Here is a 19,253-nt window from a genome sequence, read left to right on the forward strand (position 1 = left end):
GCTGCGATCTTTTGATTTTGACTTTTAAAAGATCGCAGCCTTCGGCAGCTCCTACACCTCAATCAGATGCAGGTATAACCGATGCAATGAAATGGGCGCCCCTGTAGGAGCTGCCGCAGGCTGCGATCTTTTGACTTTTGCCTTCGACAGCTCCTACACCTCAATCAGATGCTTGAGCGGGTTGTAACTGCTTTTCAGGGTCGCCGCGACATCGAGAATGGCCTTCTCGATGCCATTCAAATGCATGCAGGTCAACTCGATGGCCGCGCTCTGGTTGCCCGCCTCTATGTACTCGATCAACCGCAGGTGTTCATCGTCGCGGCAGGCTTCGTGGCTGTCATCATCGAGCGCGGCGGCATACAGCGAGGCCCGGGAAATCAGCTTCTGGAACCAGTCGAGCAATACCGGGTTGTTCAGGCTGCGGGCCAGTTTGATGTGGAACTCGCCGAGCAGGTGTATCAGCCGTTCGTGATCACCGCTTTGATGCGCTTCATCTTCCAGCAGCAGGTGATCGCGCAGGTCCTGGGTCACCGCCGTATCCCGGCGACGGCACAGTTCACTGACGATACCGATCTCGACCAGGCGCCGGGTTTCGAACAGCGAGCGGATCTCCTCGTCACTGGGCAATGACACCGATGCACCTTTATTGGGCTCGGTGGTGACCAACCCATCGGCCTCCAACTGCTTGAGCGCAGCCCGCACAGACGTGCGGCTGACGTTGAACAGCTCGGCCAGCGAGGCTTCGCCCAGCTTCATCCCCGGACGCAACGAGCGCTTGCTGATCGCCTCGTAAACCCCTTGGTAGACGCGGTCGACCGTGGTTTCCAGTTTCTTTTCCGTCATTCATCAACTCCTTGCGCCCTGTGCAAACGACCCTGGCGAATGATCAGCCATTGAAAAAGGGACTTGCACGAGCAGGTTAATCCGGGTATTTCTAAATTGCATCCAGATTTTGCATACAATAATTAGAGGAATGCACCATTATGGGTCATCCAGTTGCAATTGAAGTGCGAAACGTCTCCAAGCGATATTCCGACGACCCCGGGCTGGCGCCAGCCCTCGACAATGTTTCTGTCGACATCGCCGACAACGAATTCTTCACCCTGCTCGGCCCCTCGGGCTGTGGCAAGACCACCCTGCTGCGCACCATTGCCGGCTTCGAGCACGTCAGCGACGGTGAGATCCGCCTCGCGGGCGAGCCGGTCAACGATTTGCCGCCGTTCAAGCGACGGGTCAACACGGTGTTCCAGAGTTACGCGCTGTTTCCGCACATGAGTGTTGCGCAGAATATCGCCTTCGGCCTCGAGATGCAGGGCCTTGATCGCAAACTGATCCCGCAGCGGGTCGAGGAAATGCTCGCGCTGGTGCAAATGCAGCACCTGGCCAGACGCAAACCGGCCGAACTGTCCGGCGGCCAACAGCAAAGGGTGGCTCTGGCCCGGGCCCTGGCGCCGAAACCGAAAGTGCTGTTGCTCGATGAGCCGCTGTCGGCGCTCGACCTCAAGCTGCGCAAGGAAATGCAGGTCGAACTCAAGCGCGTGCAAAAAGAAGCCGGGATCACCTTTATTTTCGTCACCCACGATCAGGAAGAAGCGCTGACCCTGTCCGATCGCATCGCCGTGATGTCCGCCGGCAAGATCCTGCAAATCGGCACGCCCAACGAGATCTACGAGCGTCCGCAGCACCAGTTCGTCGCGCAATTCATCGGCGACATCAACTTCCTCCCCGGGCACCTCAAGCGCGGCCAGCAGAACGAAAAGCTCTTCGTGCCCAACGGCATGCCCGTGGAAATCCCCTGCCCGGCCCAGGGCTTTGACGGCAGCAAGGTGCAACTGGCGTTCCGCCCCGAGCGCTCGCAACTGGTCGAGCCGTCGCAGCCCCACCACCTGCGCGGCGTGATCGAGGCCGTGCTGTATGTCGGCACGGCCACGCTCTATCAGTGCCGCCTGAACAACGACATCAAGGTCATGCTGCGCGAGAACAACGAAGGCCTGAGCCACGGGCGGGTGGTGGGTGATCGCGTCGCGGTCAACCTGCCTCCCCACGCCTGCCTGCTGATGGAGGCCTGAGATGAGCGTCAGCAGCACTTCCCCGGCCCTCAACCGCGCGCTGTTGCTCAGCCCGGTCGTCCTGACCCTGCTGGCCCTGATCGCCATTCCGCTGGGCATCATGGGCTACATCAGCCTGTTGCCGCGCAACGTCTATGGCGGCGTCGACTGGCAGGCCAACTGGCAATTGCAAAGTTATGTGCAGCTGTTCTTCCAGGAAGGTTTCGACGGCGAACTGGAACTGAACTGGGTCTACGCCCAGGCGTTGTTGCGCTCGGTGTTCCAGGCCGGGGGCACCACGGTCCTGTGTTTCCTGTTCGGCTTCCCGGTGGCGTTGTGGATGTCGAGCCTGACGCCGCGCCGGCGCAACCTGATGGTGTTGCTGATCACCATCCCATTCTGGACCAACCTGCTGATTCGCAACTATGCGTGGCTGATCATCCTGCGCGAACACGGCTGGGTCGCCCAGAGCCTCAACGCGCTGTTCCCCCAGGCCGGCGGCATCACCCTGCTCTACAACGATTTCGCGGTCAGCGTCGGCCTGGTCTACAGCTTCCTGCCGTTCATGATCCTGCCGATCTACTCGACCCTGGAGAAACTCGACTGGCGCCTGGTGGAAGCCGCCTACGACCTGGGCGCCAATCGCTGGCATGCGTTGCGGCGGATCATCTTGCCGCTGTCGATGCCGGGGGTGATTGCCGGTGCCTTGCTGGTGTTCGTGCCGAGCCTGGGTGCCTTCATTACCCCGGCGATCCTCGGTGGCGGCAAGACGCTGATGATCGGCAACCTGATCCAGCAGCAGTTCGGCACCGCGCGCAACTGGCCGCTGGGCAGTTCGCTGTCGTTCCTGCTGCTGGGGATCATGTTGCTGTCCCTGGTGCTCTACGCCCTCTATAGCCGCAATGCCGCCAAGACCCAACGCCCAGGAGCCCAAGCATGATTGCCCTGCACCTGAAGAAGCTGCCGCTGACCCGTGAAGTCAGCCTGTTGATGCTGGCCTATCTGTACCTGCCGATTTTCGTGCTGATCGCCTACAGCTTCAACGCCAACCGTTCGGCGACGGTGTGGACCGAGTTTTCGTTCGCCTGGTACGGACGCATCCTGGCCAACCCGTCGATCCAGACCGCGGCGTTGAACTCGATCATCGTCGCCAGCATCGCCACGGTCTGCGCCACGGCGATTGCCCTGCTCGCGGCGCTGGCGACGTACCGGCCGTTCTATGGACAGAAAATGGTCGAAGGCGGGATCAACCTGCCGCTGATCCTGCCGGAAATCGTCACAGCCGTCGCCACCCTGCTGCTGTTCATGGCGCTGGGAATCAAGCTCGGCCTGCTGACGGTGATCATCGCCCACATCGGCTTTTGCATCCCCTTTGCCTACCTGCCGATCCGCGCGCGCCTCAATGACCTGGACAAGAGCCTGCTGGAGGCGGCGAACGACCTGTACGCCAACCCCTGGCAGGTGTTTCGCCGGGTGACCTTGCCGCTGCTGTGGCCGGCGGTGCTGTCCGGTTCGGTGCTGGCGTTCGTGGTCAGCCTCGACGATTTCATCATGACTTTCTTTGTCGCAGGTCCCGGTTCGACCACCTTGCCGGTGTACATCTTCTCGGCGATCAAGGCCGGCGTGACGCCGGAGATCAATGCGATTTCGACCCTGATGCTGGTGATATCCATCGTGCTGGTGGTGCTGGCCTTCTGGCTGGGACAGCGCGGCAAACAACAATGAGCCTGGAGACTTCTTTATGAGCAAGAAAGTGAAAAGCCCCCGTTTTGCTGCTGCCAGTTTCGCCGTTGCCGGTCTGGCCTTGAGTTGCTTCACCGCGTTCGCTGCGTCCAGCGCCCAGGCCGCCGAGCCCAAGGAGCTGTTCTTCTACAACTGGACCGATTATTACCCGGTCGACCTGCTGGCCAAGTTCGAAAAGGAGACCGGCATCAAGGTCACCATGGACGGCTACGACAGCAACGAAACCCTGCTGGCCAAACTGCAGGCCGGCGGCGCGGCGTACGACGTGATCGTGCCATCGCAATCGATCATGCGCACCCTGATCAACCAGGACCTGCTGCTGGAAATCGACGCCTCGACCCTGCCCAACTTCCAGTACGTCAAACCGGCGTTCCGCGACCCGAGCTTCGACCCGGGCCGCAAGTTCTCGGCACCGTACCTGTGGGGCACCACCGGGTTCTCCTATGACAGCGCCCGGGTGCCCGGCGGCAAGCTCGACGACTCGTGGAAAGAGTTCTTCGAGCCGCGCAAGGAACTGCAAGGCCAGCTCGCCGCCCTCGACACCTCCAGCAGCGTGATCAACGCCGCCAGCCACTACCTGAATGTCGACGAGTGCAGCGAAAACCCGCAGGACGCCAAGCGCATCCTCGAACTGCTGCAAAAACAGAAACCCTTCCTGAAGATGTACAGCTCGGACAACACCGTCGACCGCATGGCCTCCGGCGAAGTGATCATGATGCAGAACTGGAACGGCTCCACTGCCCGCGCCACCCTGCAAAAAAGCACCATCAAGTACGTCTATCCGAAGGAAGGCCTGGCGATGTTCCAGGACAACTTCGCCGTACCCAAGAGCGCGCCACACCCCGGCAACGCGAAGATTTTCATCGACTGGATGATGAAACCGGAAAACGCCGCCGCCGTGTCCAACGCCATCGCCTACGACAACGGCATCCAGAGCGACAAGCTGATCGACGCCAAATGGCGGGTGATGGATGCCATCAACATGCCCGACGAATTCGCCTCGCGCCTGCGTCCTGAAAAGGAATGCAGCAACAAGGCGCGGGAGCTGCAGGACCGGATCTGGGCCAAGCTCAAGGGCTGATTGTTTGACTTGAAACCGAGTCGCGGCCATCGCGAGCAAGCTCGCTCCCACAGTGGATCTTCGGCGTTCACAAAGTCCCTGTGGGAGCGAGCTTGCTCGCGATGAGGCCCGTCCAGACACCATAAAAATCGAGGTTTGCAATGAATCAACCCCGCTGGCTACGCAACGTGCGCCCCTATGGCACCCCCGCCGAAGACCTGCTGATCGAAAACGGCCGGTTCACCCAACGTCGCCCAGCTTCGAACGAAGCCCTGGCCGCCACCGACATCGACGGCGAGAACCAGTTGCTCACCCCCGCCCTGGTGGAAAGCCATGTGCACCTGGACAAAACCCTCTGGGGCCAGCCCTGGCGCCCCAACAGCGCAGGTCCGACCCTCAAGGACTACATCGCCAACGAACGGCGCATCCTGCGCGAAGTCACCACACCGATTGCACAACGGGCCGGCGCCCTGCTGGAAAACTGCATCGCCCGCGGCTCGCTGACCATGCGCTGCCACGTCGACATCGACCCGGAGTTCGGCCTGCGGCATGTCGAGGCCATGCAGCAACTGCGCGAACAATACCGCGACCTGATCGACCTGCAACTGGTGGTGTTCCCGCAAACCGGGCTGATCAGCCGCCCCGGCACCGCCGAACTGATGCGCGAAGCCATGGCCCTGGGCGTGGAGAACGTCGGTGGACTGGACCCGTGTGGCATCGACAACGACCCGATTGCCCAACTGGATTTCGTCTTCAAGCTGGCCAGCGAATTTGACCGTGGCGTCGACATTCACCTGCACGACAAGGGCGAGCTGGGCCTGTGGCAGATCGCGCTCATCGCCGACTACACCGAGCGCTTCGGCCGCCAAGGCCGGGTGATGATCAGCCATGCCTACTGCCTCGGCATGCTGCCATGGAGCCAGGTCAAACCGGTGGCCGAGCGCCTGGCGACACTGGGAGTTTCGCTGATGAGTTCGGCCCCGGCCGATTGCGCGGTGCCGCCGTTCCAGGCCCTGCGCGAAGCCGGCGTGAATCTTTGCCTGGGCTCGGACGGCATTCGTGACGCCTGGTCGCCCATGGGCAACGGCGACATGCTGGAGCGCGCGATGCTGCTGGCGTTCCGCTTCGATTTGAACAAGGACGAAGAACTGGCGGCGGCGTTCGACGCGGCAACTGTCAACGGTGCCCAGGCGCTGGGTCGCGCAGCCAATCGCCTGCAGATCGGCCAGCCAGCGGACTTCCTGCTGATGCCCGTGCAAACGTTGGGTGAAGCGGTGGTTTCGCGACCGCCGCGTCAAGTCTATCGTGCGGGTCGCTTGATCGCTGCGGGCGGTCGTTTGCTGGAAAGCCGTCTGTGAAGCGCATCGGCTTGCGGGCCAGTTGCGTGGTCGGCTTCGACGGCACGCAGCATGTGCTGTGGCGCGACGGCGAAGTGGTGTTCGAAGGCTCGCGCATCGAGTTTGTCGGGCGCGGTTATCCGGGCCCGGTGGATCAGTGGATCGATTACGGCAACGCGTTGATCGGCCCCGGTTTCATCGATCTGGATGCCCTTGGCGATCTTGATTCTACGGTACTGACCCTGGACAACGGTGATGAGCGCAACATGGGTCGGATGTGGTCGGCGCAGTATCTGGCGCGCGGATCCCGGGAAAGTTACAGCCCCGAAGAAGAAGTCTTCAAATACCGCTACGCCTTCACGCAACTGATCCGCAACGGCATCACCACGGCCATGCCGATCACCTCGATGTATTACCGCGAGTGGGCCGAGACCTACGACGAGTTCTCGGCGGTGGCCGGCGTGGCGGCCGAGCTGGGACTGCGCACTTACCTGGGCCCCTGCTACATGAGCGGCATGAGTTACTGGCGCGCCGATAGCACCCTGGCGCACCACTGGGACGAAGCCCGGGGCATGGCCGGCCTCGATGCCGCCGAACGGTTTTTCCGGGATTTCGACGGCGCGAACAACGGCCTGATTCGTGGTGCACTGTTGCCCGATCGCATCCAGACCTGCACCCCGGCGCTGCTGCAACGCACTGCCGCGCTGAGCCGGGAACTGAACGCACCGATGCGTTTGCACTGTTGTCAGGGCCTCGGTGAAGTGGCGATGGTCGAGCAACTGCGCGGCACCTCGCCGCTGGGCTGGTTGCAGCAGCTTGGGCTGCTGACCCCACGCAGCCTGCTGCCCCACGGCATCTACACCCACGGCGATGACGACCTGCAACGTATGGTGGATGGCGGCGCGAGCCTGGTGCATTGCCCGGTGGTGTTTGCCCGGGACGGCGAGGCATTGAACTCGTTTGGCCGCTATCGCGCCAAGGGCGTCAACTTCGCCCTCGGTACCGACACCTGGCCGGCGGACTTGCTCGACAACATGCGCCAGGGCCTGAACATCGCCCGGCTGATGGAGGGCGGCAACTCGCTGACCAGCACACTGGATATGTACAACGCTGCGACCCTTGGCGGCGCCAAGGCTCTGGGGCGTGACGATCTCGGCCGACTGGCACCGGGCTGCAAGGCCGACATCAGCGTGTTCAACCTGCGCGGGATGCACCTGGGGCCTTTGTTCGACCCGCTGAAAAATCTTGTACTGGCCGGTCGCGGCGACGACTGCATCGCCAGCTACATCGATGGTCGCTGCGTGATGCAGGACGGCCAGGTCGAGGGCGTCGACTACCCCGCCCTGCAACGCCAGGCCCAACGCCAATTCGAAAAACTGATGCGCAGCCACAGCGACCGGGCCTTCGGCCAACCGGACTGGAAAAGCCTGTTCCAGCCGGCCATCCCGTTCGCCGATGACTACAGCGCACAGACGCCGCTGAGCGCGATCGAGCCTCTCCTTTAGGAAATTCTGCCTATGCAAAGCTTTGACTTCAGCACACTGAGCCCACGGGACAAATACAAGATTCTGATCGGCAGCGTCGTGCCACGACCGATTGCCCTGGTCACCACCGTCGACGGCGAAGGCCGGATCAACGCGGCGCCGTTCAGCTTTTTCAATGCGCTGTCGGCCGATCCGCCAATCCTCGCCCTTGGCGTGGAAAACTACGGCGACCAAAGCCCCAAGGACACCACCCGCAACATCCAGCTCAATCAGGAATTCACCGTGAACATCGTCAGCGACGCGCTGGTGGAGGCCATGAACGTCTGCGCCGTGCCCTTCGCCCCCGGCTTCGACGAACTGACCGCCGCTGGCCTCACCGCCATCCCCGGCACCACGGTCAAATGCCCGCGCATCGGCGAAGCCCCGGTGGCGCTGGAGTGCCGGCGGATGATGGCGCTGTCCATCGGCCAATCCCGGGAGATCATCTTTGGTGAAGTGCTGATGGCGCATGTGCGTGACGAACTGATCGACCCGAAAACCCTGTACATCGATCAGTTGGGGCTGGATGCGATCGGACGCATGGGCGGGCATGGCTATGCGCGCACGCGGGATTACTTCGATTTGCCGACGCGCTCGCTGCAGGCGTGGACGGATGCCCCGGGCGGTGGCGAGCGGTTTTGGCCACTGGCCAAATAGCAGGCATTAACACAAACCCTGTGGGAGCGAGCTTGCTCGCGATAGCGGTCTGTCAGGCAGCGCAGATGTTGACTGTAAAACCGTCATCGCGAGCAAGCTCGCTCCCACAGGCTTGCGGCGTCAGTGAAAATCCCGGCTACGCACAGTGATGCCATCGAGCAACGCACTCAGGTCACTCAAGCGTCCGGCTATCAGATGCCGGACCTCGCCCTCCTTCTCCCAGCGCCCATCGACCTTGAGCAGCTGCGAGCCGACCAGCACCTGGCGCTGGCGCTCGGCCAGGTCTCGCCACACCACCACGTTGACGTTGCCGAACTCGTCCTCGAGGGTGACGAAGGTCACGCCGCTGGCGGTGGCCGGGCGTTGCCGGCCGGTGACCAGCCCGGCGACGCTGACCGGCCGACCGTGCTCGACGTCCAGCAATTCTTTCGAACTGCGGCAGCGCCGTGCCTTCAACTCACCCCGCAACAGGGCCAGCGGATGCGGCCCGAGGGTGGTGCCGACACTGGCGTAATCGGCTTGCAGGTCCTCACCCACGGTAGGTTTGGGCAGCGCCACCACATCCTCCTCCTGGCTCGGCAGGCTGGCAAACAACCCCAGCTGCTTTTGCACCCCCGCCACTTCCCAGCGCGCCCGGTGGCGGTCGCCGGCCAGGCCACGCAACGCGCCGGCATCGGCCAGTTGCTCCTGGGCGCGGGCATCGAGCCGCGCCCGCCCACCGAGGTCGGCGATGTCGGCGAACGCGCCTTGCGAGCGGGCCGCTTCGATGCGTCGGGCATCGTCCTCGCGAAAGCCCTTGATCATGCGTAGCCCCAAGCGAATCGCCGGTTGCGCACCGCTGATCGGTTCCAGGCTGCAGTCCCAGTCACTGGCGCGCACATCCACCGGGCGAACCTGCAAATGATGACGCCGAACGTCCTGCAGAATCTGGTCCGGGCTGTAGAACCCCATCGGCCAGCTGTTGATCAGCGCACAGGCGAAGGCCGCCGGCTCGTGGCATTTCAACCAGCAACTGGCGTACGTCAGCAAGGCAAAGCTGGCGGCGTGGGACTCGGGGAAACCGTAGCTGCCAAAGCCCTTGATCTGCTCGAAGATCTGCGCGGCGAACTCGGCGGTGTAGCCGTTTTTCTTCATGCCGGCGGCCAGCCGCTCCTTGTGCGGTTCGAGCCCGCCATGACGTTTCCAGGCGGCCATGGAGCGGCGTAGCTGATCGGCCTCGCCGGGGCTGTAGTCGGCGGCGACGATGGCGATCTGCATCACCTGCTCCTGAAACAGCGGCACGCCAAGGGTGCGCTTGAGCACCACTTCCAGTTCCGGCGACGGATACGCCTCCGGCTCTTCCTTGTTCCGTCGCCGCAGGTACGGGTGCACCATGCCGCCCTGGATCGGCCCCGGCCGAACGATGGCAACCTCGATCACCAGATCGTAAAACGTCTTGGGCCTGAGCCTCGGCAACATCGACATCTGCGCCCGGGACTCGATCTGGAACACGCCGATGGTGTCGGCCCGACCGATCATTTCGTAGGTGGCCGCATCCTCGGCCGGGATGGTCGCCAGACTCAGGTCCAGGCCCCGGTGCCGGCGCAGCAGATCGAAGCATCGACGAATCGCGCTGAGCATGCCCAGCGCCAGGATATCGACCTTGAGCAGGCCCACGGCGTCGAGATCATCCTTGTCCCACTGGATGATGGTGCGCTCGGCCATGGCGGCATTTTCCACCGGCACCAGACTGTCCAGCGGCTGCTCGGAAATCACGAAACCGCCGGGGTGCTGGGACAAATGCCGGGGGAAGCCGATCAACTGCCCCGTCAGGCTCAGCACCCGGTGCAGCACCGGGCTCTGCGGGTCAAAACCACCTTCGCGCAGGCGCTCGACGGGGGGCGTTTCATCGCTCCAGTGACCGCAGCAATCGGCCAGGGCGTTGATCTGGTCCGGCGGCAAGCCCAATGCCTTGGCCACATCCCGTACCGCACCGGCGGCGTGGTAAGTGCTGACCACCGCCGTCAGCGCGGCGCGGGCCCGGCCATAACGCTGGAACACGTACTGCAAGACTTCTTCGCGGCGTTCATGTTCGAAATCGACATCGATGTCCGGCGGTTCGTTACGTTCCCTGGACAGAAAGCGCTCGAACAGCAACGTGGTGCGATCCGGATCGATTTCGGTGATCCCCAGGGCGAAGCACACTGCCGAGTTGGCGGCAGAACCCCGACCCTGACAAAGAATCTGTTGCTGGCGGGCAAAGCGGACGATGTCGTGGACCGTCAGGAAATAACTTTCATAGCCCAGCTCCGCGATCAGTTGCAGCTCTTTATCGATCTGCACCAACACTTCGTTTTTCGGCCCTTTTGGCCAGCGCCACTCGATGCCTTCCTCGGTCAAATGACGCAGCCACGAGGTGGCCGAGTGCCCTTGCGGCACCAGTTCGCGGGGGTATTGATAACGAAGCTGGCCGAGGTCGAAGGTGCAGCGCCGGGCAATGACCAGCGTTTGCGCCAGCAAGTCTGGCGGGTAAAGCGCCTGCAGCACATCGAGACTGCGCAGATGGCGCTCGCCGTTGGGGTGCAGGCGCAACCCGGCATCGGCCACCGGCAGGTGGTGACGGATAGCGGTCATGGTGTCCTGCAAGGCCCGGCGCCCGCGTGCGTGCATGTGCACATCGCCACTGGCCACGGCGGGAATTCGCAGTTCCCCAGCCAGTGTGAGCAAATCGTTCAGGCGTTGCCCATCGTCCTGACCGCGATGCAACTGCACCGCCAGCCACAGGCGTTCACCGAAGACCTGCTTGAGCCAGTGGCCCTGTGCAAAGGCATCGACAGCGTCCGGCACCCACAACGCCAACAGCCCCGGCAACGGTTCGCCGAAGTCTTCGCGCAGCACCTGATACTGACCTTTCTGCGTACGGCGCCGGGCACGGGTGATCAATCGGCACAGCGCCTGATAGCCCTCGAGGCTCTCCACCAGCAGCACCAGTTTCGGACCGTTCTCGATGCGTATTTCACTGCCGATGATCAGCGGCAACTCCACGGACTTCGCCGCTTGCCAGGCACGAACGATGCCCGCCAGGGTGCATTCGTCGGTGATCGCCAGGGCTTGGTAACCCTGTTTTTTCGCGCGCTGGAACAGTTCGAGGGCACTGGAGGCACCGCGCTGGAAGCTGAAGTTCGACAGGCAGTGCAATTCGGCATAGTCGCGGCTCATGCGAACCAGCCCTGCAACCACAACGGGCCGTCCTCGCCGACCGCCCGGTAGGCCCAGCCCTGTTGGCCGGCACGGGTTTCGATCAGGTAATAGTCGCGGCGTACGTCGTCACCGTCCCACCAACCCGACTCGATACGCTCCGGCCCCATGAGGATGCGCGCCGACCCCTGATGCACGGCCAGCGGCTCGGTCAGCAGCCAGCCCGGCCGCTTCACGGCGCCCAGCGCTGCGCACGGCTGGCTGTCGGCACTGGCCTGCCACGCGCACTCGGGGCGATGATCGGCCTGGAAGCGCAAGCCATGCACCGCGTCATCCCCCAGCCGTGCCCGCAGGCGTTCGCGCAGTTGCTCCCAGGGCAAGGACTGCTGCGGGCGATCGTCGAACAGCTCCTGATGCTGGGGCACGAAGGTCGGCAAATCCTCGGCACACAAGCGAAAGCCGCGCACCGGCGCCTCGACCTGGACTTGCTCCAACCGCCCCCGGGCCAGTTCGAAGAGCATCGCCGGATCACGCTCGGCGCTGAGCAGGCCGACCTTGATCAGCGTATCCGGCAACCCGGCGTGCTCCAGATGCAGGTCGAAACGCTGTACGCCGCTGTCGCGACCGCAGAGGAACGCCGACAGGTCGCCCGTCAACCGGCGCAACGGAAACAGCAGGGCTTGATGGGACTGCACATCGAAATTGAGCTCGATACGCACATCGAAGCGGTCCGGCGGCAGGTAAAAGGCCAGCGCCAGCCGCCGCGTGCCAAGCAACGCATCCAGATGCTTGAGCACCTGGGCCTCGAAACGCCGGGCCAGGCTATGTCGGGGCAACGCCTGCACCTGGCTCAAGGTGCGCAGGCCCATGCGCGACAAGGCCGTGGCAACCTGTGCTTCGAGGCCGATCCGGTCGACGGGCATCTGCCCCAGGTGATGCTGCAAGGCTTGATCATCCGGTACCACCAGGCCGTCATAGGCGTTGGCCAGCACCCGCGCCGCCACCGGGTTGGGCGCGGCCACGATGCGGTGCCGAAACCCCAGTTCGCCGAGCTCACGGCGCAAAAGCGCTTCGAATTGCGGCCAGGCGCCAAACAGGCCAAGACTGGATTCGATCTCGAACACCACGGCCCGGGGGTAATGCACGCTGACCTGGGAACTGAAGCGATAGGCCCAAGCGGCGAGAAACTGCTGCCAGCGCTCGATTTCACTGGCGTCGTATTCAGCCGTGGCAAACCCCTTGCTCAAGGCCTGTGCCGCGCTCATGGACTGGCCGGGACGCAAACCCAGCGCCCGCGCCGCAGCGTTGACGGCCTGCAGCACCCGACGCTGGGCCGGGCCGGTCAGCAACGCCAGGGGTTCATCAGGATCGGTGCGCTGACGCAATGCCGCGTCCAGCGCCAGTTGCGGGAAAACAATGCAGACCCAGCGCATGGCAACCTCAATGCCCCACGGCGAAGGCAATCGGCGCCGAACGGGCCAGGCCGCCACGGCACTTGAGCACGCGCAGCTGTGCCGGCCGGGCATCGATGGCGATGCGCAGGGCTGCCGGCGAAGGGTTGATCGCTTCACTGAGGGGACGATAGGCGAAGGCCAGGGTCTGGCCGGTTTCCGCCGCCACCTGCAAACGACGCAAGGCGCGGTCATCGGCCTTGTGCGGCCAGCACAGCACCGCGCCGCAACTGCCCGAACGCAGGCATTGCTCCGCGGCCCACAGCGCATCGCGCTCGCTGGCCCGGATGATCGACAGCTGACGCAGATCGACCCCGGCGCCCTGCCACGCCTGGGGATACGGCACATAAGGCGGCGCCACCAGCACGATGCGTTCGCCCGCCGCCGACAGCCGTGCCAGCGTCGGCCACACCAGTTGCAACTCACCCACGCCCTGCCCGGCCAGCAGGATTTCCGTCAGCGCCGCCTCCGGCCAGCCGCCGCTGGGCAATGCCGCGTCCAGTGCCGCATGCCCGGTAGGCTGCGGGCTGGCGGCCGGCGGCGCAGGCCGGCCCCTCCAGACCTGGCCGCCATTGAACAGCGTATCCAGCGCAACGACGGCACCCATCAGCCTTGCCTCACCAGGCCACAGAACACGCCTTCGATGGCCAGGTCCTGATCGGCGTGCACAATGATCGGCTGGTAGGCCGGGTTGCGCGGCAGCAGGCGAACCACATCGCCGACCCGCTCGAAGCGCTTGATGGTGACTTCACCGTCGAGACGCGCCACGACGATCTGGCCGTTGAGCGCCTCGGGGTTGCGGTGCACGCCTACCAGATCGCCGTCGAGAATGCCGTCCTCGATCATCGAATCACCGCGCACCCGCAACATGTAGTCCGGCACCCGCGAGAAGATCGACGGATCGAGCAGCAAGCGGCTATGGATTTGCGCATCGACCCCGATCGGCGCACCAGCCGCCACCCGACCAAGCACCGGGATGTCCAGCAACTCGGGACGCGGCGGCTGCCCGAGCAGGCGAATGCCCCGGGCCTGATGCGGGTTGACCTCGATAAACCCGGCTTCGGTCAGCGCCAGCACATGCTTGCGCGCCACACTGCGGGAGGCGAAACCGAACGCCTCGCTGATCTCGGCGAGGCTCGGAGGCTGACCGTGCTCGGCGATGCGATCGCGGATGAAGGTCAGGATGGCGGTACGGCGGGGAGTCAGAGTCGTCATGGAGTACATTTGTACTCTTTCAGCATTTACCTGGCAAGGACTTGTAGGAACTGTCGAGTGAAACGAGGCTGCGATCTCTTGGGACCATAGCAAAAAGATCGCAGCCTGCGGCAGCTCCTACAGGAGGCCGGTTCAATCAGGGAGTCCACCTGCCGCTCGTCGCCTTTCTGAAAAAATCAGCATTTGAAGAAAATAAAAATCCATACAAAAGTATAAAACGCGCACTGACTCCTACAGAAATACTTTACTCAGAATAGCAAGATCATTTCTGTGTGCCGAAAACTAAAACACCGTTTCAAAAAGGAATTCCACGGATCCACATTTGAACCCGCACCCACTAGAACCATTAAGTTCCCCAATCACATGTAGGAGATATCTTAAAAAGCCATAAGAAACCCCCTACAACATCACTTGCACCCAACGCCAAAATCAACTAATCAATACCCGACAGCAAACCACAAACAAAAACGAACTAAAAAAACAACCTCAGGGCGATACCAGCCAATGACTAAAAACATTTTACCCAGAGTGCTCTCCCTAACCTCCATATTCATCAAAGAACAACTAAAAGAACCCATCGCCTTTTTCTGGATCATGATATCCCCTTGTGCAATGTTCTATTTTTTTGCAACAACCAGGCAAGACCCCAACTATTTCTCCAGCAATTACATTACGATTTCGGCATGGTTTTATGCCTACATCTCTTCAAGTGTCGCACTATTCGGATTCGCCTTTTACATAATTGGAAGAAGGGAAAGCGGATTCACTAGATCATTCATTTACTCCAGGGAATCAAAACTGATTTTTCTTTTATCGCACTTCATTGCCTACTCGCTAATATCAATATCTTATTGCGCAACCTTTTACTTGACGACCAAGCTTCCATTTGGAAACTACGCCCTCAATGAACTACTGAATCTCGCACTACGCTTTTACATCTGCTTTATCATGTTTTGTGCTCTCGGGGCTGCCTTCTCATTGCTACCGATCAATTTCCAGAACTCGAACACTTTGCTTTCCATTTTTTCGTTCTGCATGTTGATCCTCGGTGTAATGAGTGCCAGTAGACCAACCCCCATCACCGACGTATTGAACCTCGCAAACCCACTGACACTTGCAAGCCAAATAATGGAACAAGGCCTTGAATCCAACAAACTCATCACAGCTGCAATAGTTCTTTTGTTTATTTTTGTACTGTACAAAACGTTCAAACACCTAAGAATCAATCCCGTATGGAGCCGGTACTGATGAAAAAATTCACGGCGCAGAACATTGACTTCTCCTATACAGACACGCCCCTCTTGACCCGGGCATCTCTTGAGGTTGCTCAAGGCGACATTGTCGGCATTCTGGGGCCCAACGGATCTGGAAAAACAACTTTTTTCGATATCGTCTGCGACCTTAAAAAAGCAAAATCCGGCTTCATAAAAAACGACTTCAGTCGCTTTTTATACCTTTCCCAAATCATCTCCACGCCCCCACCGCTGCGCATGCGTGACATTTTTAAAATGGTATCTGCGCTGTCATCAAACGAGCCCATGACGCAAGATAAAACCCTGAAAAAACTAAGTACCTGGAGCCCAGCGATAGTTGACCGATACCAGGACATATGGAACAAAAAATCATCGCTATGCAGCTACGGAGAGACACGCTGGTTCTTTACGCTTTCCCTTCTTTCAATTTCTGCAGACTTTGTGATTCTCGACGAACCTACTGCCGGTGTAGATCCCGAATTTCGTCACTATATTTGGCAATGTCTTCACGGCGCTGCCAGGGAGGGCACCGCCATTCTGGTTTCCTCGCACAATGTTGATGAAGTCATTAACCATTGTGATTATTTTTATATGATCAGCCAGCAACGCTTCAATCGCTTTAACAACGGCCGTGAGTTCATGCAAAAGTATGGAGTAAAGACTGTGGACGATGCGTTTATCCGGGCCGTTACTGAACCTGTATTCGCAACATAAACCACTGGAAGCGCACGCGGGGGAGCTGCCGCAGACCGCGACCACTCCCGATGAGGAATGGAATTCGATTCAGTCGGTAAGTCCAGCCAGATACGCCCACGGATAAATCCCCCGCTCATGCCCATCGTTGAAGACCAGTTGCAGGCCATAGCCCTGCGGGTTCAGTTCGATAACGCACACCCGGGCATCCACCAACGGCGCCATCCCCCGCAGCCGAAACGCCCGACACTGCGAACACGGGCACTGCCGGCGCAACTCGGCGTGGTCCAGCAGTTGTTCACGACCATCGGGCCAGTTCAGTCGCAACTGCTGTTTGATACGGGAATTGCCAATCGCCAGCGGATTCATTGCAGTTGACTCAAGGCAATGCGCACGGCCTTGCGCACTTCCGGGTCGCCGTCGTGTTGTGCGGCCTGCAATGGCGCAATGGCCCGTGGGTCGTTCAGTTCGCCGAGGGCCAGCGCGGCTTCCTTGCGCAGGTTGCTGATGCGGTGGCCGAGGGTGTCGATCAGCGCTTCGAGCGCCGGTCCATAACGCAAGCGACCGAGGCTGCGGGTGGCGCGCAGACGCACCTGCCAGTAATCGTCACCCAAGGCGTTGACCAAGGCCGGGCCGGCGTCGGGGTGGCCGACCTTGCCCAGGGTGGTGGCGGCTTCTTCGCGGACTTGCCAGGCAGCGTCCCGCAAGGCCTGGCGCAGGGCTGGCAGCACCTGGGCGTCAGACGCCAGGCCCAGCGCCCCGGTGGCGGCCCGCCGCACGTCGGTGTCCGGGTCGGCGCTGGCCAGTCGCGCCAGTGCCGGCAAGGCATCAAGCTGCTTGAGCCAGCCGAGTACGCCCACCGCCTCGCGGCGCACGCTGGCGCTTTCATCGCCCAATGCAGCGGCAGCCGCTGCGGCGGCATCGGGGCAACGCAACTCGCGCAACGCCCGGAACGCGGCAATGCGTACGCCGCTGTCGGCATGCCCGGTCCACGGCAGAATGACCCGGCCCGCCGCTTCGCTCTTGAGCAGGCTGAGGCTTTGCGCAGCGGCCGCCTGCACCGCCGGGGATGGATCCGTCAGGGCCTGGCACAAGGCTTCGACCACGGGCGCGTCCTCCCAGGCTTCCAGCAACCGGGCGGCTTCAGCGCGGACCTCGGCTATCGGGTCTTCGGCCAGTCGATCGATCAACCACAGCAGGCCGTCCGGCTCCTCGAGATCGGCCAGTTCGATCAGCGCGATCCGGCGTACGCCGGGGTCGTCATCGGTCAGACGTGGTTGCAGGGCCAGAATGTCGTCGTTATCGGTTACATGAAATAGAGAGGTCATAGGGCAAATCGCGGCAGTTTGTTTTCAGGGGGAAGTCCGAGCGGGTTCAGGCGCGGCAGTTGCCGGCCGTCTTCGTGCCGCAGGAGTTCGAGGCAATGGCGCTTCAGATGCGAGAATTCAGGGCGGGTCATCAGCTCCGTGCTGCGCGGCCGGGGGAAGTCCAGGCGCAGGTCTTCGATGATTCGCCCGGGGCGCGAGCTCATGACCAGCAAGCGGTCGGCGAGGAACAGCGCTTCGTCGATGTCATGGGTGACAAACACCACGGTGGTGCGGATGCGCGTCCAGATGTCCAGCAACAGTTCCTGCATGTTCAACCGGGTCAGGGCATCGAGGGCGCCGAAGGGCTCGTCCATCAGCAACAGGCGCGGACGGTTGACCAGCACCCGGGCGATTTCGACCCGCTGCTGCATGCCGCCGGACAGTTGGTCGGGCCAGCGCCCGGCAAACCCTTCGAGGCCCACCAGGGCGAGGATTTCATCCGCCGCCTTGTGCCGTTCGGACCTGCCGATGCCTTGCATTTTCAAGCCGAACGCCACGTTGTCACGCACCGTGCGCCACGGAAACAGCGTGTGCTGCTGGAACACCATGCCCCGTTGTGGCGATGGTCCCGACACCGGCGCGCCATCCACGTTCAAGCTGCCGGTACGCGGTTGCAGGTGGCCGGCCAGCGCCCCGAGCAAGGTGGATTTACCGCAACCGGACGGCCCGAGGATGCACACGAACTGCCCCGGTTCGATCTGGCAGTCGAGGCCCTGCACCGCTTCGAAAGCCCCGTGGCCCTCGCCCAGGCTGATCGACAACCCACGGATATCGATACGTCCTTCCAGGTGTTGAAAAACGCTCATCAGGCTTTTCCTCGCGGTCGGTGCCAAGGCGTGAAGAGCCCGCCCAGGCGTTTGATCAACAGGCTGCTGCCCATGCCGAGCACGCCGATCAGCAACATGCCGACGACGATGTCGGCGTAGTTCTGGATGGTGTAGGACTCCCAGGTGTAATAGCCGATGCCGAATTGGCCGGAGATCATTTCCGCCGTCACCAGGCAGAACCATGAGGTGCCCATGCCGATGGCCAGGCCGGTGATGATGCTCGGCGCCGCGCCTGGCAGAACGACCTCCAGCAGGATGGCCCGGCGCCCTGCCCCGAGGCTTTTCGCCGAGGCGATCAGCCGTGGGTCGACGCCTTCGACGCCATGCACGGTGTTGAGCAGGATCGGGAACAGGGCGCCGGTGAAGGTGATGAACACCATCGACAGTTCCGACGAAGGAAACATCAGGATCGCCAGGGGAATCCAGGCCACGGCCGGAATCGGCCGCAGGACTTCCAGGGGCGGCAGCAACAGATCTTCGGCCCATTTCGAGCGGCCGATGGCCAGGCCCAGGGCCACGCCTATGATCAGCGCCGCGAGGTAGCCGGCGAATACCCGGCCGAGACTGCTGCCCAGGTGCTGGACGAGTTTGCCCGAGTCGCCGAGGCCAAGAGCGGCTTCAATGACCGCCAAGGGTGTCGGGACGTTGGCGAAGGTCACCAGGCCGAGGTTCCAGTGGTGGCTGGCGGCGAGTTGCCAGAACAGCAGGCAGAGCAGCAGTGAAGCGGCTCTGGGGATCCAGCGTAAGAATGATCCGGACATACACATTTCCCGATGGCAATCACAACCCTTGTAGGAGCTGCCGAAGGCTGCGATCTTTTGACGGCTTCACGATTGCCGAAGAGCAAGATCAAAAGATCGCAGCCTTCGGCAGCTCCTACAGGGAACCGTGGTGTTTGGGGG

18 protein-coding genes are annotated in these 19,253 nt (G+C 61.9%); 8 read left to right on the plus strand and 10 right to left on the minus strand.

Annotated features, from left to right (window positions below; translation table 11 throughout):
* Nucleotides 1–153: 153 nt before the first annotated feature.
* A complete protein-coding gene (locus PMI26_RS19040) occupies nt 154–843 on the minus strand; it encodes a GntR family transcriptional regulator (RefSeq protein ID WP_007973313.1) in 690 nt (229 codons plus the stop codon).
* Nucleotides 844–983: 140 nt separating this feature from the next.
* On the opposite strand from PMI26_RS19040, the gene PMI26_RS19035 reads away from it, so the two are divergent.
* The 7 genes from PMI26_RS19035 (at nt 984) to PMI26_RS19005 (ending at nt 8,368) form a co-directional block, all read left to right on the plus strand.
* A complete protein-coding gene (locus PMI26_RS19035; protein ID WP_007973315.1) occupies nt 984–2,069 on the plus strand; it encodes an ABC transporter ATP-binding protein in 1,086 nt (361 codons plus the stop codon).
* 1 nt (nt 2,070) lies between these two features.
* Entirely contained in the window at nt 2,071–2,988 is a 918-nt protein-coding gene (locus PMI26_RS19030; protein ID WP_007973317.1) for an ABC transporter permease, read from the plus strand.
* Nucleotides 2,985–3,773 carry an ABC transporter permease gene (locus PMI26_RS19025; protein ID WP_007973320.1) on the plus strand — a complete coding sequence of 263 codons (789 nt, stop codon included), beginning with the start codon at nt 2,985–2,987 and terminating at the stop codon, nt 3,771–3,773. The genes PMI26_RS19030 and PMI26_RS19025 overlap by 4 nt, the downstream gene beginning before the upstream one ends.
* A 16-nt stretch (nt 3,774–3,789) precedes the next feature.
* The gene (locus tag PMI26_RS19020) at nt 3,790–4,872 is read left to right on the plus strand and encodes an extracellular solute-binding protein (RefSeq protein ID WP_007973321.1); all 1,083 of its coding nucleotides are present in this window, start codon (nt 3,790–3,792) and stop codon (nt 4,870–4,872) included.
* 140 nt (nt 4,873–5,012) lie between these two features.
* Nucleotides 5,013–6,209: an amidohydrolase family protein gene (locus PMI26_RS19015; RefSeq protein WP_007973322.1), complete on the plus strand. Its 1,197-nt coding sequence runs from the start codon at nt 5,013–5,015 to the stop codon at nt 6,207–6,209.
* Nucleotides 6,206–7,693, plus strand: coding sequence for an amidohydrolase family protein (locus PMI26_RS19010; protein ID WP_007973323.1), 1,488 nt, complete (start codon nt 6,206–6,208; stop codon nt 7,691–7,693). The genes PMI26_RS19015 and PMI26_RS19010 overlap by 4 nt, the downstream gene beginning before the upstream one ends.
* A 12-nt stretch (nt 7,694–7,705) precedes the next feature.
* Nucleotides 7,706–8,368, plus strand: a complete 663-nt coding sequence (locus PMI26_RS19005) for a flavin reductase family protein (protein WP_007973324.1) — start codon at nt 7,706–7,708, stop codon at nt 8,366–8,368.
* A 120-nt stretch (nt 8,369–8,488) separates the two neighbouring features.
* On the opposite strand, the gene PMI26_RS19000 is transcribed toward PMI26_RS19005, so the two are convergent.
* From PMI26_RS19000 to PMI26_RS31355, 5 genes are all read right to left on the minus strand, one after another.
* Nucleotides 8,489–11,587: an error-prone DNA polymerase gene (locus PMI26_RS19000; RefSeq protein ID WP_162130274.1), complete on the minus strand. Its 3,099-nt coding sequence runs from the start codon at nt 11,585–11,587 to the stop codon at nt 8,489–8,491.
* Nucleotides 11,563–12,978 (minus strand): Y-family DNA polymerase, encoded by a 1,416-nt coding sequence (locus PMI26_RS18995; protein WP_007973326.1) that lies wholly within the window; start codon nt 12,976–12,978, stop codon nt 11,563–11,565. Before PMI26_RS18995 ends, PMI26_RS19000 begins: the two co-directional genes overlap by 25 nt.
* A 7-nt stretch (nt 12,979–12,985) precedes the next feature.
* On the minus strand, nt 12,986–13,603 hold the full coding sequence (gene imuA / locus PMI26_RS18990; RefSeq protein WP_007973327.1) for a translesion DNA synthesis-associated protein ImuA: 618 nt from the start codon (nt 13,601–13,603) through the stop codon (nt 12,986–12,988).
* Nucleotides 13,603–14,220: a transcriptional repressor LexA gene (lexA, locus tag PMI26_RS18985; protein WP_007973328.1), complete on the minus strand. Its 618-nt coding sequence runs from the start codon at nt 14,218–14,220 to the stop codon at nt 13,603–13,605. The genes imuA and lexA overlap by 1 nt, the downstream gene beginning before the upstream one ends.
* 428 nt (nt 14,221–14,648) lie before the next feature.
* Nucleotides 14,649–14,807: a hypothetical protein gene (locus tag PMI26_RS31355; RefSeq protein ID WP_157222261.1), complete on the minus strand. Its 159-nt coding sequence runs from the start codon at nt 14,805–14,807 to the stop codon at nt 14,649–14,651.
* 651 nt (nt 14,808–15,458) lie between these two features.
* Here PMI26_RS31355 and PMI26_RS18980 point away from each other — a divergent pair.
* Entirely contained in the window at nt 15,459–16,178 is a 720-nt protein-coding gene (locus tag PMI26_RS18980) for an AAA family ATPase (protein WP_007973330.1), read from the plus strand.
* 69 nt (nt 16,179–16,247) lie between these two features.
* Here PMI26_RS18980 and PMI26_RS18975 read toward each other — a convergent pair whose 3' ends face one another.
* The 4 genes from PMI26_RS18975 to PMI26_RS18960 are packed head-to-tail and all read right to left on the minus strand — an operon-like array spanning nt 16,248 to nt 19,112.
* On the minus strand, nt 16,248–16,526 hold the full coding sequence (locus PMI26_RS18975; protein WP_007973331.1) for a DUF971 domain-containing protein: 279 nt from the start codon (nt 16,524–16,526) through the stop codon (nt 16,248–16,250).
* Entirely contained in the window at nt 16,523–17,485 is a 963-nt protein-coding gene (locus tag PMI26_RS18970; RefSeq protein ID WP_007973332.1) for a HEAT repeat domain-containing protein, read from the minus strand. The genes PMI26_RS18975 and PMI26_RS18970 overlap by 4 nt, the downstream gene beginning before the upstream one ends.
* Complete coding sequence (locus tag PMI26_RS18965) at nt 17,482–18,330, minus strand: ABC transporter ATP-binding protein (protein WP_007973334.1); 849 nt, start codon at nt 18,328–18,330, stop codon at nt 17,482–17,484. The genes PMI26_RS18970 and PMI26_RS18965 overlap by 4 nt, the downstream gene beginning before the upstream one ends.
* Nucleotides 18,330–19,112: an ABC transporter permease gene (locus PMI26_RS18960; protein ID WP_007973336.1), complete on the minus strand. Its 783-nt coding sequence runs from the start codon at nt 19,110–19,112 to the stop codon at nt 18,330–18,332. Before PMI26_RS18960 ends, PMI26_RS18965 begins: the two co-directional genes overlap by 1 nt.
* Between the last annotated feature and the right edge of the window lie 141 nt (nt 19,113–19,253).

The sequence above is a fragment of the Pseudomonas sp. GM33 genome (assembly GCF_000282295.1).
GTDB classification, from domain to species: domain Bacteria; phylum Pseudomonadota; class Gammaproteobacteria; order Pseudomonadales; family Pseudomonadaceae; genus Aquipseudomonas; species Aquipseudomonas laurylsulfatiphila.